Annotated in this window: 15 protein-coding genes and 1 other annotated feature; of the genes, 12 read left to right on the top strand and 3 right to left on the bottom strand. The window is 43.5% G+C overall.

Features of this window, described 5'->3' with window-relative positions; genetic code table 11:
• Positions 1-29 precede the first annotated feature (29 nt).
• Positions 30-761: a LytR/AlgR family response regulator transcription factor gene (locus BK139_RS07060; protein WP_076257653.1), complete on the bottom strand. Its 732-nt coding sequence runs from the start codon at positions 759-761 to the stop codon at positions 30-32.
• Complete coding sequence (locus BK139_RS07055) at positions 761-2,500, bottom strand: sensor histidine kinase (RefSeq protein ID WP_076257652.1); 1,740 nt, start codon at positions 2,498-2,500, stop codon at positions 761-763. The genes BK139_RS07060 and BK139_RS07055 overlap by 1 nt, the downstream gene beginning before the upstream one ends.
• Positions 2,501-2,677: 177 nt before the next feature.
• On the opposite strand from BK139_RS07055, the gene BK139_RS07050 reads away from it, so the two are divergent.
• From BK139_RS07050 to BK139_RS07020, 7 genes are all read left to right on the top strand, one after another.
• Entirely contained in the window at positions 2,678-3,088 is a 411-nt protein-coding gene (locus tag BK139_RS07050; RefSeq protein ID WP_076257651.1) for a GNAT family N-acetyltransferase, read from the top strand.
• 64 nt (positions 3,089-3,152) lie between these two features.
• Positions 3,153-3,785: an NUDIX hydrolase gene (locus BK139_RS07045; protein ID WP_076257650.1), complete on the top strand. Its 633-nt coding sequence runs from the start codon at positions 3,153-3,155 to the stop codon at positions 3,783-3,785.
• Complete coding sequence (locus BK139_RS07040; RefSeq protein ID WP_076257649.1) at positions 3,775-4,350, top strand: nucleotidyltransferase family protein; 576 nt, start codon at positions 3,775-3,777, stop codon at positions 4,348-4,350. Before BK139_RS07045 ends, BK139_RS07040 begins: the two co-directional genes overlap by 11 nt.
• A gap of 152 nt (positions 4,351-4,502) precedes the next feature.
• Complete coding sequence (gene map / locus BK139_RS07035) at positions 4,503-5,243, top strand: type I methionyl aminopeptidase (RefSeq protein WP_076257648.1); 741 nt, start codon at positions 4,503-4,505, stop codon at positions 5,241-5,243.
• A 107-nt stretch (positions 5,244-5,350) separates the two neighbouring features.
• Positions 5,351-5,557: a binding site (T-box leader), on the top strand.
• 48 nt (positions 5,558-5,605) lie between these two features.
• Positions 5,606-6,853, top strand: a complete 1,248-nt coding sequence (tyrS, locus tag BK139_RS07030; protein WP_076257647.1) for a tyrosine--tRNA ligase — start codon at positions 5,606-5,608, stop codon at positions 6,851-6,853.
• 78 nt (positions 6,854-6,931) lie between these two features.
• Entirely contained in the window at positions 6,932-7,924 is a 993-nt protein-coding gene (locus BK139_RS07025) for a zinc-binding dehydrogenase (protein ID WP_076257646.1), read from the top strand.
• Positions 7,925-8,062: 138 nt separating this feature from the next.
• Positions 8,063-9,853, top strand: coding sequence for a methyl-accepting chemotaxis protein (locus tag BK139_RS07020; RefSeq protein ID WP_076257645.1), 1,791 nt, complete (start codon positions 8,063-8,065; stop codon positions 9,851-9,853).
• A 36-nt stretch (positions 9,854-9,889) separates the two neighbouring features.
• Here BK139_RS07020 and BK139_RS07015 read toward each other — a convergent pair whose 3' ends face one another.
• On the bottom strand, positions 9,890-10,933 hold the full coding sequence (locus BK139_RS07015) for a lactonase family protein (protein ID WP_076257644.1): 1,044 nt from the start codon (positions 10,931-10,933) through the stop codon (positions 9,890-9,892).
• A 118-nt stretch (positions 10,934-11,051) separates the two neighbouring features.
• Between BK139_RS07015 and BK139_RS07010 the strand changes: the two genes are divergently transcribed.
• The 5 genes from BK139_RS07010 (at position 11,052) to mtnA (ending at position 15,642) form a co-directional block, all read left to right on the top strand.
• Complete coding sequence (locus tag BK139_RS07010; RefSeq protein ID WP_286148156.1) at positions 11,052-11,822, top strand: hypothetical protein; 771 nt, start codon at positions 11,052-11,054, stop codon at positions 11,820-11,822.
• A 145-nt stretch (positions 11,823-11,967) separates the two neighbouring features.
• On the top strand, positions 11,968-12,264 hold the full coding sequence (locus BK139_RS07005) for a hypothetical protein (RefSeq protein ID WP_076257642.1): 297 nt from the start codon (positions 11,968-11,970) through the stop codon (positions 12,262-12,264).
• A 108-nt stretch (positions 12,265-12,372) separates the two neighbouring features.
• Positions 12,373-13,188, top strand: a complete 816-nt coding sequence (locus BK139_RS07000) for an STAS domain-containing protein (protein WP_076257641.1) — start codon at positions 12,373-12,375, stop codon at positions 13,186-13,188.
• 155 nt (positions 13,189-13,343) lie between these two features.
• Positions 13,344-14,567: an S-methyl-5-thioribose kinase gene (mtnK, locus tag BK139_RS06995; RefSeq protein WP_076257640.1), complete on the top strand. Its 1,224-nt coding sequence runs from the start codon at positions 13,344-13,346 to the stop codon at positions 14,565-14,567.
• Between the two features lie 13 nt (positions 14,568-14,580).
• Complete coding sequence (gene mtnA, locus BK139_RS06990) at positions 14,581-15,642, top strand: S-methyl-5-thioribose-1-phosphate isomerase (protein ID WP_076257639.1); 1,062 nt, start codon at positions 14,581-14,583, stop codon at positions 15,640-15,642.
• Positions 15,643-16,010 lie beyond the last annotated feature (368 nt).

Genomic DNA, 16,010 nt, shown 5'->3' with positions numbered 1-16,010 from the left:
AACAAAAAAGCACCGTCCCCGATGCTATTTCACAATTCCAATCGCACCCTCAGTGCCTTCACATAGTTCCTGCTCACAGACAAGAGTTCTTCCCGGCCTTCCATCTCAAGCTGATAGGCCCCGTTAAACCAGGGAGATAGTCGAGTTACATAATCCAGATTCACCAGGTAACTTTTGTGAATCCTGAAAAAAGAGAAGGGCAATAGCCGGCTCTCCAAATCCTTCAGCGGGGTTTTGGTTTCATGCTCTCCGGTTCTGGTGATAATCCGGGATACTTTTTCATCCCGGCCGATATAGAGGATCTCTTTTGGCTCCAGGTATAAAATTTCCCCATCTTCTTCAACAGCCAGTTTGCCGGCCGGCTTGCCGATGTCATTTTCTTTTTTTGCGCCAATCAATTTTTCCACGCGCCTGATGGTCTGCTCGAGCTGTTCCTCGTCGTAGGGCTTCAGTAAGTAATCGGTAGCTTCATAGCGGAAGGCTTCAGCAGCAAACTGCGGATAGGCCGTTGCAAAGATGATAAGCGGCACTTTTTTCAGCTCGTGCAGGGATTTGGCCGCTTCCATTCCATTCATTTTGGGCATCTCCACATCAAGGAAAACAACATCCGGCTGAAGCTGGATGGCTTTCATCACCGCTGCTTCACCCGATTCAGCCTCACCGATAACTTGAATTGCAGGAAATTTCTCGAGTAAATGCTTTAATTCATCTCTGCTGTAGCGTTCGTCATCAGCGATTAAAGTTCGGATCGTTTTTTCCATCAGCTTTTTTCCTCCGTTTGTGGAATGGCGAATTGAATGGCAGTGCCGGCGCCTGGCGTGCTCGCTATTTGCAGTGAAGCATCTTCACCAAACATCATCGTCAGCCTGCGGTTAATGTTATAGAGCGCAAGTCCGGATCCCGATTCTGACATCAGGGTTTCTTTGCCAATCTGGTCAGATCTCTCCTTGCTCATGCCCTCTCCGTTATCCTTCACTTTCACTATCGTCATTCCATCCCGTTTCATAATTTTGATCATAATGAGACAGTCATGTTCTTTGTCTTTAATCCCATGCTTTACGGCATTTTCCACAATCGGCTGCAAAGTGAGCGGCGGAATTCTTTCCAAAAGGGCCTCTTCCTCAATGTCATATATGACTTCGAGCCGATCTACGAACCGGGTTTCTTCTATTGACAAATAGGCCTTTACATGTCTGAGCTCTTGTTCAAGAGTCGTACAGCTGACGGTTGTGGCTGTCAGGTTCTGGCGCAGAAAATGTGAAAGAGATACAAGCAATTTCCGTGCCTGGGCAGGCTCAATCCGCACAAGCGAGATTATTGTATTTAATGAATTAAATAAAAAATGCGGTGAGATTTGCGCCTGCAGCGCTTTAATTTCAGCTTCTTTTGCCAGCTGGTAGGCTTTATCAGCTTCAGCAATTTCGAGCTGACTGCTGAGCAGTACACTGAGCCCCGAAATCAGCTCCATCACGAGATTTGTCATTTCTTTTTCCGAAGTAAAGTAAAACTTCAGCGTTCCAATGGTTTCACCGCGCAGCTTTAAAGGAGCGACAATGGCAGCACCAAGAGGACAGTTTTCCTGCCGGCAGTGAATGGCCTGGTCATTGGCAGCCACAATTTCTCCGTGTTGAATGACATCCCGTGTAATCTGGGTCTGAATCGGGCTTCCGGAACGGTGATGGTCATTTCCAAGGCCGACATGAGCAAGGATTTCAGTGTGATTGGTGATTGCAACTGCTTTCATTTGAAGTTCCTTATGTAAAATCAGGCAGACTGCCAGAGCGGACTTAGGATTGATGCCTTCCCGAAGGTGTGCGAGCGTCTGATCAGCAATCCGCAGCGTTTTCTGTGCGTGAAAAGCACCTGCTTTTTCTTCTTCGTTAATGACATTTTTTATGATCAGCAAGAATAAGGCACTGCCAAGCCCATTTGCTATTATCATAGGGATTCCAATCATTTCGACAAGTGCGATCGCTTTTTCCATGGGCCGTGATATTCCAAGGATAATCAGCATTTGCACGGCTTCAGCCGCAGCACCAATGAAGAAGGCTGATGATAGCTTCACATGTTCGTTCTTTCGGCGGAAAAAGCCGGCAAGCAGCCCCGCCACTATGGACGCCAGCCCGCAGGCAATCCCGGTAAAGCCTCCTAGCGTAAACCGGTGGAATCCAGCGATAATTCCTGCGCCAATCCCTACTTTAGGGCCGCCAAGCAATCCGGCGAGTACGACCCCGATCACCCTGGAATTGGCGATGGCTTCATCGGAGGCAAGCTCGGATGCCCAGCGGTTAAACTGGAGTGTGTCTGTATTGAAGGCAAGCCCGGAATAAGTTCCAATGATGCCAAAGAAACCAAAAAAAAGAATGGCTTTATACTCCTGCTGCCGTTTTAATCTTTCACCATAAATCATCTCTCTGAAAAAGCGGAACCTTGTCAGAATCAGCGCAATCGTGACAATGATTCCAAGCCGCTCCAGCATTGTAATCAGCAGTTCAAGCATCCTTTATGCCCCTTTAACCAAGTCTATTATCATCATTTTAATAGATTAAAGAGTAAATGAAAAATGGCCTGTTTGAATTTTTCAAAAAAATCGCAGGCTTTTTATAAATAATTGTCGAAAATATCTTGTTAGCAGGCTTTTTTCCTGCTTTTTTCCGATAATAATGGAGCTGACAAAATGATCGAATATAAAATGGATATAGAAGGAATATCACCAGATATGCTGGACGGTTTTTTTGACGGGTGGCCAAATCCGCCGAGCCCTGAAAAACATCTGAAGCTTTTAAAAAACAGCACGAAGATTGTGCTTGCCGTTGACCGCGATAAACATGCAGTGGCCGGATTCATCACAGCAATCAGCGATGGAGTGCTATCTGCCTATATTCCCCTGCTTGAAGTACTGCCTGAATACCAGCAGCAGGGAATCGGCCGAAAGCTGATCACCCGAATGCTTGAAGAGCTGGACGGCATTTACATGATCGATATTATGTGCGACCCTGAATTACAGCCGTTTTATGAAAAGTTCGGAATGATCAAATCTTCGGGAATGGTGCAGCGTAATTATCATAATCAATCAGGAAAGCAGTAACAGGGGAAACTGGAAGCTGGGTATCCCTTTAATTTAGTTTATCTAAAAAGAGGAGGCCAAGTAATTGGACACAGAAATTCTCAATATTTTTGATGATAACCGAAAACAAATCGGTATAGCTTCTCGTGAAGAGGTTCATCAAAAAGGCCACTGGCATGAAACTTTCCATTGCTGGTTTGTTAGCAGGGAACATGATCAGGAATATATTTATTTTCAATACCGCAGCAATGACAAAAAGGATTACCCCGGACTTCTGGACATAACCGCTGCAGGCCACCTCATGAGCCATGAATCTGTCATGGACGGCATGAGGGAAGTGGAGGAAGAGCTGGGGATTCATGTTGATTTTGAGGACTTGGTGCCACTGGGTGTCATTGAATATCTTGCAGAGAAAGAAAATTTTATCGACAAAGAACTGGCGCATGTATTTCTTTATGACAGCGTTCATACACTGGAGGAGTTCAACCCGCAGCTGGAAGAAGTAACAGGAATCTACCGGATTGCTCTGGAGGACTTCTATGAGCTTTGGTTTGAAGGAAGAGAACATATTAAGGCAGAAGGGTTTCAGGTTGAAAGAGATGAAAGAATCACCTCTGCCATTACAGTGCGCAAAGAGGACTTTGTTCCGCATGAGGATTACTATTACAGGCGCGTACTGCATTCAATTCGGGAGATGGAGAGGGAGCATGCTGATTAAGACTGAAGAAGATATAGTGAAGGCGGTAAAGCAGGACAAATGGATGATGACCATCCTAACAGCCGCAAAGTCACTAGACCTCCCTGACTGGTGGGTCTGTGCCGGCTTCGTGAGAGCAAAAGTCTGGGATACTCTTCATGGATTCAGTCAGAGAACTCACTTGCCGGATGTGGATGTCGTTTATTTTAATAAGAGTGACCTTAGCGAAGAAACGGAAAAAGAACTGGAGTCTAAGCTTAAATCCCTTCTGCCCAAAGTGCCATGGTCAGTTAAAAATGAGGCAAGAATGCATCTCATTAATGACCTTTCCCCATATACTTCATCAGTGGATGCAATCTCGAAATTTCCTGAAACGGCGACTGCCCTTGGATTAAAGCTTGATGACAAAAACAATATTATATTAACTGCTCCATGGGAGATCGAGGACTTGCTTGCTCTTAAAATAAAGCCCACACCTATGTTTGCTGAAAATAGCAAGTTATTTGGAGTATACCTGCAGCGAATTGAAAAAAAGAACTGGAAATTATTATGGCCTGAGATAGAAGAAATTCAATCAAACGTTTGATTGATAGCAAGAACCACTGAAAAAGTGTTTTTAATACTGATGTTGCACATGATTATTAGGTTTTTATCAAGAGAAAATGCGAATTCTTATTAAGCGTGCCACATTTAGATTATAATAGAGAAATAACAACTAAAGAAAAGGCAGGATTCTGTATGATTGTAAAAAACGAAGAAGAATTAGCAAAACTGAAGGAAATCGGCAAAATTGTCGCGGAGATTCGCGATGTGATGATTGAAAAAACCAAGCCAGGCATAACAACCAAAGAGCTTGATGATTTAGCCGGAGAGCTGTTCGAAAAGCACGGAGCGATTTCAGGCCCTAAAGGAGAATACGACTTTCCAGGCTTTACTTGCATAAGCGTGAACGAAGAAGTGGCCCATGGGATTCCGGGAAGCCGCATAATAAAAGAAGGCGATCTTGTAAACATTGATGTTTCAGGATCAAAGGATGGCTATTTCGCAGACACAGGCCTATCTTTTGTCGTTGGTGAAGACGAGAAGCTGCAAAAGTTATGTGATGCGGCACAGGAAGCTTTTGATGAAGGCCTGAAAAAATTAAAGCCGGGCGGCAAGCTGAGCCTTGTTGGTAAAACGGTTCATAAAGTCGCAAGAAACAATGGATTCAACGTAATCATGAATTTGACCGGCCACGGTGTAGGCCGCTCCCTTCATGAGAAGCCGGACCATATCCTGAACTATTTTGATCCATGGGATAAGCAGCTGCTAAGAGAAGGAATGGTTGTAGCCTTCGAACCGTTTATCTCAAGCGGAGATGAAGAAGTCAGAGAAATGAGCGACGGCTGGACGTTCGTCACACCTAATAAAAGCCATGTCGCCCAATGTGAACATACCGTTGTTGTCACAAAAGAAGGACCCATTATCTTAACGAAATAATCATGAACCAGGGGCATTGAATGTTCCTGGTTTATTTACTTTTAAGATTTATTAAAAAACACTTGAACATTCCAAAGCATTCAGCTAGAATAATAAAAATTTCAAATTTTAAAGTAATGACAGAAATCAGTAGCTGTTTTCTCCCTGTTTTAGAGAGCTGATGCCCGGTGAAAATCAGCACATAGATAACAGTGAATTACCTTCTTGAACTTTCTCTGTGAACAGAAGTAGCAGGGACCGGCTCGGACCGTTAATCCGCTGAGTGGAAGAGCAATCTTCAATAAGGGTGGTACCGCGTTAACCACGTCCCTTTCTTTAGGGACGTGGATTTTTGTATTCCAAAAATAGAAAGGATGGAAATCATGGACAATTTTTTCGAAAAATTAACTGCCCAACAAAAGCTTGAAACAGAGAGGCAGCTTGAGATTTACTGCAATGGTGTCCAGGAGATTCTGCCAAAAGCCGAATTGAAGAATAAAATAGCCAAATCCATTTTTCAAAATCAGCCTTTAAAAATTAAGCTGGGTCTTGATCCCTCTGCTCCGGATGTCCATATCGGCCATACGGTCGTGCTGAATAAATTAAAGCAGTTCCAGGACAACGGCCACGTCATTCAGCTGATCATTGGCGATTTTACAGGGAAAATTGGCGACCCGACAGGGAAATCGGCAGCCCGAAATCAACTCACAGATGAAGAGGTGAAGCATAATGCCAAAACATACTTCGAGCAGTTCAGCAAAGTGCTGGACATGGACAAAGTTGATCTTCATTACAATTCAGCATGGCTCTCTGACCTCCAGCTTGAAGACGTTATCCGCCTGTCTGCAAGCATAACGGTTGCACGCCTGCTGGAACGCAATGACTTTTCAGAACGGCTGGCCACAGGTAAGCCGATCTCGCTTCATGAGTTTTTCTACCCGCTGATGCAGGGCTACGACTCGGTTGCTCTTGAAAGCGATATCGAGCTTGGCGGCAATGACCAGCACTTCAATGTTTTAATGGGCCGCCATCTGCAGGAGCATTTTCAAAAGGAAAAGCAGGTCGTCATCCTGATGCCGCTCCTTGAGGGCCTGGATGGCAAAGAGAAAATGTCCAAATCGAAAAACAATTACATCGGTGTGGATGAGGATCCTAATAATATGTACGGCAAAACCATGTCCATACCGGATGAGCTGATCGCAAAATACTTCAATCTCGCAACAGATTTGCCGGTGACCGAAAAACAGCAAATCGCAGAAGGGCTGGAAGACGGAACTCTTCATCCGCGTGATGCCAAGATGCTTTTAGGCCGAACAATCGTCCGCATGTACCATGGTGCAGGTGCAGCCGATAAAGCCGAACAGCATTTCAAAACCATTTTCCAAAAAGGAGCCATGCCAAATGAGATTCCGGAAACCGAATGGAAGGGCGATGATGAAATGCTCATTACGGACCTGATTGTCAGCCTTGGCCTGCTTTCCTCCAAAACGGAAGCAAGAAAAATGATTGCAGGAGGCGGAATCCGCTTAAACGGTGAAAAAGTCAGCGATGTAAAGCTGCTCGTGAAAATTACAGACGGATTAGTTCTTCAGGCAGGAAAAAGAAAGTTTGTGAAACTGAGGCTGAACTAGGCAAATCGCTTCTTTCCCCAATCCTTTTCAAGCTATGATAGAATAGACGAAATTTTTAAAGAAAAGCGGGTGGAAGAAATGAAAGCAATCATTCATGAAGGAAAAGCCGGTCTCGCCGGGTTATCTTCTGGTGAAATTGAAATGCCTGAGCCGGGTGCCGGCGAAGTCAGGGTGAAATTAAAAACGGCAGGACTGAACCATCGTGATTTATTTGTCCTGAACCGCCACAAGCCGGAAGACCCTGCGCTGGTCATCGGTTCAGACGGAGCGGGAATCATCGACGCAGTCGGAGATGGCGTTAGAGACGTGAAGCCAGGCGATGAAGTCATCATCAATCCCGGACTTGGCTGGAAGGAAAAAAGCGGGGCACCGCCGGCCGGCTTTGAAATTGTCGGCTTGCCGTTTCATGGCACATTCGCGGAATACATCATTATTCCGGCTGAAAACGCAGCACCCAAGCCAGGATATTTAACCTGGGAGGAAGCAGGCGTCCTTTCCCTGGCAGCACTAACTGCCTACAGGGCATTATTCACAAGAGGAAAGCTTCAGGCAGGCATGAAGGTGTTCATCCCCGGAATTGGAGGGGGAGTGGCCACCTTCCTAATGCAATTCGCAAAAGCGGCAGGGGCAACTGTGTATGTGGCTTCCCGTTCAGAGGAGAAATGCCGGAGAGCTCTTGACCTTGGTGCTGATAAAGCCTTGAACAGCAGTGAAGATTGGACGAAGGCACTTGACGGTGAAAAGGTGGATCTTGTTATTGAATCTGTTGGCCCGGCTACATTTAATAAATCTCTGGAAATCCTTCGCAACGGCGGTACCATTGTAACATTTGGCTCATCTACAGGCGATGTGCTGGACCTTAATCTCCGCAGTCTCTTTTACGCACAGCAAAACCTGCTTGGTTCAACAATGGGAAGTGCAGAGGAATACCATGAAATGCTCCATTTTATAGAAGAGCATCAAATCAGGCCGGTAGTGGATCAGGCATTTCACCTTGAACAATATAAGCAGGCTTTTGATCGAATTGAAAACGCAGAGCAATGGGGCAAAATTGCCTTTACAATCAGATAAAACCTAAACACCTCGGAACAGAGGTGTTTTTTATTATAGGAAAATAGTTTTAAGAACATTCGAAAAATTTGTTGTTGTGAATCTTTAGTAGTGGTAGAATAGCCTTAAATTCTACATGTTTCGACTTTGGAGGCTATTATGAAATTCTATCAATCTTTGAGGTTTAAGATGAGCCTGATTATGATCCTTCTTTTACTTGTTCCATTAATGCTCATCGGGTTTTTATCGTATCAGCAGACTAAAGTGCTTGAATATGCCATCATTCCCAAGAGTTCATTGGAGGAAATCAATCCGGATTTCAAGGAAATTTTTGCAGAGTATGAACATTTCTTAACAGAATTAACTGAATCGGAAGAAATGAAGTCCAATACATACTCATTTCCGGATAAAATGGCGAAAGAGATCACAAATATGCCGGCAGCCAATGATCCATTGAAAACACAATTCTATGAAACCTACCTGAGCAGTAAAGCAGGGGATTATGGAAATACCTTAAATCTATATTTTGCAACAGAGGGTAAGGGAGAGTTTTATCTTTCAAATATCCCGCCGGCAGAAGTAGACCTGAGGGATTTTGATCCCAGGCAGCGTGACTGGTATTTAAGTGCGAAGGAGGCAGATGGAAAGGCAATCTGGACTGATCCTTATATTGACACAGGCACAGGGAAATCTACTATTACATTAGCGAAAGCGTTTAAAAATGAAAATGGAAATATTGAGGGAGTGGCAGGGCTTGATTTCGATATGCATAAGCTTGCTCTGCTAATAAGAGGAGATATTCTGAATAAGTCCTTAATCATTGCCGGATTATCTGTGCTGGCCGGACTGCTGATTGTTTATATCTTTATGAAAAATTTCATAAAACGGCTTGGAGCACTTCAGTCAGGCATGTATAGACTGGCAAAAGGTGATCTTTCAGTCGATAAACTGTACTCAGCCCAGCAGGACGAACTCGGCAGGCTAGTATCAAGCTATAACGAAATGATGGATCAATTAAAAGAGCTGATAACCAATGTGATAGATACCTCACAGCAGGTGGCGGCCTCTGCAGAACAACTGAACGCAAATGCGGACGAAGTTGCGAAGGCAACTGACCAAATTGCCGGGTCCATTCAGGAAGTATCTGAAGGGACTGAAGGCCAAGCTGGAAAGGTTGCCGAGTCCCGCGAACATTTGAATCGAATTACAGAAGATATCCGGGAGATTTCTTCTATGTCAGGAAAAGTCGCTCAGTCTTCTGAATATACAGCTGCCAGATCAGAAGATGGTATGCTGATTGTTAATCGTGCAATTAAGCAGATGGAAATCATCAGCCAAAACACGGATGAGACGGGCAGAATTATTCATAAGCTGGATGAAAAGTCGGCAGAGATCGAGAAGATTCTATCGATTATCAGTCAGATTGCTGACCAGACCAATTTGCTTGCATTGAATGCTGCAATCGAGGCTGCCAGAGCTGGAGAGCACGGGAAAGGGTTTGCTGTTGTTGCAGATGAAGTCCGAAAACTGGCTGAGCAATCAAGTGTTTCTGCAAAACAAATTTCTTCACTTATTCTCGACATACAGGATCGAACCAAAATTGCGGTCGAATCCATTTCAAAAGGGGAAGGAACAGTAAAAGAGGGAATCACACTTTTTGGTGAAGCATGGAATTCCTTCGATGAGATATCAGCTGCTGTGAAAGAAACGTATGCACAAATGGAGCTTGTGTCCGGAAAAATGAAAAAGATACAGCTTAGCACGAGCCAGCTGTCAGATTCGTTTAATACGGTTGATGAATATGCCATTCAGGCTGCGCTGCACACTCAGGAGGTCGCGGGTGCAACAGAAGAGCAGAGCGCAGCCATTCAGGAGGTTTCATCCGCAACAGGTGTCCTTGCAGACATGGCACAGGAGCTTCATGAAAAGGCTATGAAGTTTAAAATATAAAGAAAGAGCCTTTGCTGGCTCTTTCTTTTCAATATCTTATACATGTAAAAACTTCACACAAACCGGATCCGGCACTTTCACATCAGATTGAAGCAATGTAAGCCTCCCTGTATGTTCATCTCTCGAAAACAAAACAATATTGCTGGAATTCTGGTTTGAGCCAATTATAAATTTTTCAGATGGGTCGAGCACAAAATCACGCGGCCAGTTTCCTTCGGTAGAGGTATGCTCCACAAATGCAAGCTCTCCATTATCCTGATTGACGGAGAAAACAGCAATGCTGTCATGCCCGCGGTTGCCGGCATAAACGAAGCGGCCGTCGGAAGAGATATGAATGGCGCTTCCCTGGTTATTTTCCTTAAAACCTTCGGGAAGTGTGGTTATAGCCTGCTTTTGAACGAAGCTTCCATCTTCATGATACTGAAGCAAAAGAACTTCAGAGCTAAACTCGGTCATCACATAGGCATACTTGCCATTTGGATGGAACACAAGGTGTCTGGGTCCGCTTCCAGGCTTAACGGACAGGGTGCTATTTTCCTTTAGAATGCCTTCATTTACTTCATACGTAATCACCTGGTCTGTTCCCAGGTCAACTGCAGCTAAGTATTTTTCATCCGGAGTCAGCCCGGCATAGTGAGTATGCGGTTTTTCCTGCCTGCTGTCAGGTCCTGATCCGCTATGCTCCATAACCGAAACAGCAGGATTTAAAGAGCCGTCCTCATTTGTTAAGTAAGACTCGACTGTCCCTTTATGGTAGTTTGCACTGAAAACATTGCTCACGGAAGAGTCCACACTGACGTGGCATGGAGGGGAGCCGGCAGAAACCTGGCTGTTGATTTTCTCAAGTAAACCGCTGCTGCTGTCAAGGCGATATGCAGCCACTCCGCCGGATTCGCCTTCCTTGGCTACCGAGAATAAAAATTGATTATCCCGGCTGATTGTTAGATAGGTGGGATTATCCAATTGCGCTGCAGTCCTGACATCGGAAATTTTGCCTGCTTCTGTATCCAGAATAAATGAATAAATCCCTTCACTTTCACCCTTTGTGTATGTGCCTATGTATCCTCTGTACTTGGCCATATGAAGCCTCCTCTATATGTATTCATCTGAAAATACTCTATCATAATTTGCCTTCTAAACAAAAGGAAGAGGAATTTTACAATGGAAAAAGAATAGTAAAAGGTAAATATTTGAGAGGATGATGAGGTTGTACGCTCCCCATTCGATATTGGCAGTCTGGAGAAAATTTGATCGTTTTCCGATGGAAACTCTGACAAAAGCATGGTTTTATAATAAAGCAGGAACGAAAAAGCAGAGGGATGTTTCTTTAATGAAGGAGCACCGTGCTCAATATGGCATTGCCGGAAACTGTTTTGACCTTGCGATTTGGCTACTTTACGAATTTAAGGAGGCTGGAATTCAGGCCTATCCGGTAGGCCATGATTTGGAAACTTCTTCAGCCCATGCAGCAGTGGTGGCGGTGGATGAAGAAGGCCGCCGCTTTCTATGTGATCTGGGCGACCAATGGCTGCAGCCTATATTAATTGATTCAAAGGCCCGGGATTTTACTCCCGATAAAATAAGCGGATTTTTCCCTGCAGCAGATGTCCAGGTTTCATCTGAACGCGGACAGCTGGAAATTGCCTATCACCGCCCAAACGGAAAAATTTCGGGGCAGAGTTATGATACGGACCCGGCAGACATGAAAATTTTTCTGGAAGCAGCTGAACGATCGCAAAACTCTATTTATCCAAAAGTTTTGCTAGAGCAGCGGATTCCCTATAAAAACGAAACCGCACACTGGGAATTTTACAACTGGAAAAGCTTCCTCAGTACAACAGAAGGCCTTTACCATGATGCTCCTGCAGAATCTATTGAAGAATGGGCGGCCCGGATTCATGAAAAGACAGGGTATGATTGGGAGTTTTTAATAGAGGCATTGGGCTTCTATAAAAAGCTGGGAGATTGAATAACTGTTGCCGGTTGAATTTCCCTTTTATCTGAATGTTACTCAGAAGCTGGATTCGCTCAAAAGGTGTAATTTGGCCATGAATACCAAAAAATCGATCATAAATCCCCAGATTACCCATAACTGAATAACCAAAGGAGCTGCCATGTACATAAAAATCTATCAATATCATATCAGCCCTGAAAATGAACATGAACTGATGCTGATACAACGGAAAGTCGGTCAAATCTACCAGAATTACATCGATATTCAGACCAAAATATTAAAAAGTAGGATAGATGAGACAAAGTGGACTGAAATCAGTTTTTTTAAGTCGGAAGATGACTATCAAATCAAGCTGCCGCTGATTAACAGTGACCCCGGGATCCAGGAGCTTTACAGAAGATTTGAAGCTCTACTGATCAGCGAAATAAGGGAAGAAGATTATGAAGAGTGGCTTTAATGACTCTTTCTCTTAAGGAAATTCTCCTATTTATTTTCCATTCTGTCCTTTTGAAGATATAGTAGGATATAATCGAAGCAAGACATAAGAGGGGAGATATATACACAGATGGAGCCTATTCATAAAGTTTCAGCGTATCTTACTCAAAATGCGGAGGTATTATCTGAAGAGATAGTTACAGAGATCGTAAAGCGATTTGGCTTTGAAATTCCCAAACTGGAATTCGAGGCTGCCGTTTCGATGTATGTGGAGTTTATGAAGTTCCTGGGAAACATGATTGCAAGCAGCGATAATATGATTCCTGAAGGACTGGTTGAATGGAGCAAAGGAAATGGCGAACGGGCTGCCTCGAAGGGAGGAAAAATTTCTGATATCGTCATCCGGTATCCGGACACCCGCCTTGTTTTTACTGATAGATTAAACAAAATTGGCAAAAATTTTGAAGTAACGGCTGATGAGATTATTTCTATTATTAAAAAAGTGAACTTTATGCTGGACATTAGCGTTAATGAGACCGTATTCGCTTTTGAGCGCCACTCCGAAGAACAATTAAAAGAGACCCAATCCCAGGTAAATGAGCTGTCTGCAACCATTGTACCGATACAGGACAGCATTGCAATCCTGCCATTAATCGGCAGTATAGACTATGACAGGGCGCAAATCATCATTGAGAAGACAGTCCCGCGGGTCAGCCAGCTGGGGATCGAAACCTTAATTATCGATTTTTCCAGCACGGTGAATATAGATGTCGAAATTGCCAAGCATATTTTTGATATCCGGAATATCCTCCTTCTGATCGGTGTCAACACCATTGCCACAGGAGTCAGACCCGATTTGGCAAAGAAAGCCGTTACCCTTGGCATTGATTTATCATCCCTTGAAGTCTATTCAAACGTCCTGCAGGCGATTAGAAGTATTAATTAAATGAAATGATTGAAGCTGCTCATAAAGCGGCTTCTTTTTATATAAAAAAATATTGTCGAACACCAAGTCACATGATAGTATTTAGATATTTTCAAATATATTAAATTAACAAATTATAGATACAATTATAAAGATTCGTATGGGAGGCTTTTTGCATGACTGTTTTTACATCCGCTTATTTTACAATGACTGAACAGGAAGCCATTGAATATGCCAAAACAAGGCTGAGTTATTTTTCTCCAGATGCTGAATTGGACTGCAGGGAAATTGGCGATGGCAATTTGAACTATGTATTCAGGCTGACTGACTATAAACACAAGAAGTCGCTGATTATCAAGCAGGCCGGACCGGTTGCCAGAATATCTGATGAATTTAAGCTGTCTCCTGACCGCAACCGCATTGAATACGAAATTCTTGATCTGCAAAACAAGCTAGCTCCAGGCTTCGTGCCACAAGTGTTTAACTACGATCCCGTAATGAATTGTACAGCAATGGAGGATCTGTCAGATTACACTATAATGAGAACAGCCTTAATGCAGCATGAGAAATTCCCGCTGTTTGCTGACCATATCTCAAGCTTCCTGGTAAATACCTTATTGCTTACTTCAGATGTCGTAATGGGGCATAAGGAAAAGAAAGAGCTTGTCAAAAAGTTTATCAACCCGGAACTATGCGAAATTTCAGAGGATCTCGTCTTCACAGAACCGTTTTACGATTGTGTGAGAAATGAAGTGTTTGAAGGCACCAGGGAATTTGCCAAAAAGGAAATTTGGGAGGATCCTAAGCTTCAGCTTGAAACGGCTAAGCTTAAATTTGAGTTTATGACAAATGCCCAGTCCCTCCTGCATGGGGATCTGCACACAGGCTCAATTTTTGTGAAAGAAAATTCCACCAAGATCATTGATCCTGAGTTCGCCTTTTACGGCCCTGCCGGATACGATGTCGGCAACGTGATTGCCAACCTGATTTTCGCCTATGTAAACGCGAAATATACCATCACTGAAGATGGAGCAAGAACCGATCAGCTTGGTTATCTTGAAAACACAATAGAAGATATTATCGACTTATTCCAAACGAAATTCCTGCAGGCCTGGGATGAGAAGGCAACTGAACAAACAGCCAGCTATGAAGGCTTTAAGGAATACTATCTTGATACAATCCTGCGTGACACAGCAGCCGTCACAGGACTTGAATTGTGCAGGAGAATTATCGGGCTGGCATCCGTAAAGGATGTCACATCCATTAAAGATTACACCAGCAGAGCTGCAGCAGAAATGATTTGTCTGGCAGCCGGAAAAATGTTTATTATGGATAGGGAATCTTTTAAAACAGGAGCGGATTTTGTGCGTACTTTAAAAGACTGTGAAAAAAGATTCTAGAGGAGGCAGCATGATGGGGAAACCAGTGGATGTGATCCAGTCTGTGAGATTGGACGATGAAAACAATACACTCATTCTATTAGATCAAACAGTTCTGCCGAATGAAAAGAACTTTTTGCATTTAAAAGAATTAAAGGATATTTGGGGTGCAATCTATCATTTAAAGGTACGAGGTGCACCTGCCATTGGCATAGCCGCGGCTTATGGTGTTTATTTGGGCACAAAGCAATCAGCAGCAGAAAGCTATGAAGAACTTTATCTGGACTTTAAGAAAGCGAAGGAATACCTTGCGTCATCACGGCCAACTGCTGTCAATCTGTTTTGGGCACTCGATCGCATGGAAGCCCGTTTCCAGAAGGAAGAAGGCAAAGCTGCTGCGGAAATAAAGCAGGCCCTGAAAGAGGAAGCAGAAAAAATTCGTGCTGAGGATGAAAAAGTTTGCGAGTCGATCGGACAGCACGCGCTTTCTATACTTGAGCCTGGATGGGGCATTCTGACACACTGTAATGCCGGAACAATTGCTACTGCTAAATATGGGACAGCCCTTGCTCCGATTTATTTAGGACAGGAAAAGGGATATGATTTTAAAGTATACGCCGATGAAACCCGCCCGCTTCTGCAGGGGGCACGCCTGACTGCATGGGAGCTCGAAGAAGCAGGTGTCGATGTTACACTGATCTGCGATAACATGGCCAGCATCGTCATGAAAGAAGGCAAGATTCAAGCGGTTCTTGTCGGCTGTGACCGTGTTGCAGCCAATGGGGATGCAGCCAATAAGATTGGCACATCCGGCGTCGCAATTCTCGCAAAACATTATAATATACCTTTCTATGTTTGTGCTCCGCTGTCAACAGTCGATCTCGCATGCAAAACAGGGGACGATATCCATATTGAATTAAGAGATTCAGAAGAGATTACTTCTAAATGGTACGAAAAGCCGATGGCGCCAGATGGTGTAAAAACCTATAATCCCGCATTCGATGTAACAGATAATGAACTGATCACAGGCATTATCACGGAAAATGGCATCGCGTATGCACCTTACACAGAAAGCCTTCCAAAGATGTTCAAATAAGAAGAAATAGCCTCCTGACCAAGCGGTTAGGAGGTTTTTTATTCTTCATATCTTTAAAGCGTTTAACTAGGAAAATATCCCTGACATCCATAAAAACGAAGTGTAATTTCACTCTTTGTATCTATCAAAGGAACTAATTTTTTTGAGGTAATTTATTTATTTCTGGAAAAATTATGAATTAAACAACATGTAGAAAGTAGAAAAAATTTGTAAATCAGTCAAAATGCCTGTTACTTTTTTAGAAGCTATGTTTCAATGCCTGATTCTAAAGTCTGAGAATTAAACATTTTAGCATATTGTTAGAGTCTGAATATTTTAAATATACTTTAAATACAACAGGAATCGACAGAAAAATATAGACTTGAGAG

The organism is Paenibacillus sp. FSL R5-0490 (genome assembly GCF_001956215.1).
In the GTDB taxonomy this organism is placed as follows: Bacteria; Bacillota; Bacilli; order Bacillales; family Cytobacillaceae; genus Cytobacillus.
The sequence above is the reverse complement of the archived record's forward strand: the minus strand, read 5'-3'. Positions and strand labels throughout refer to the sequence as shown.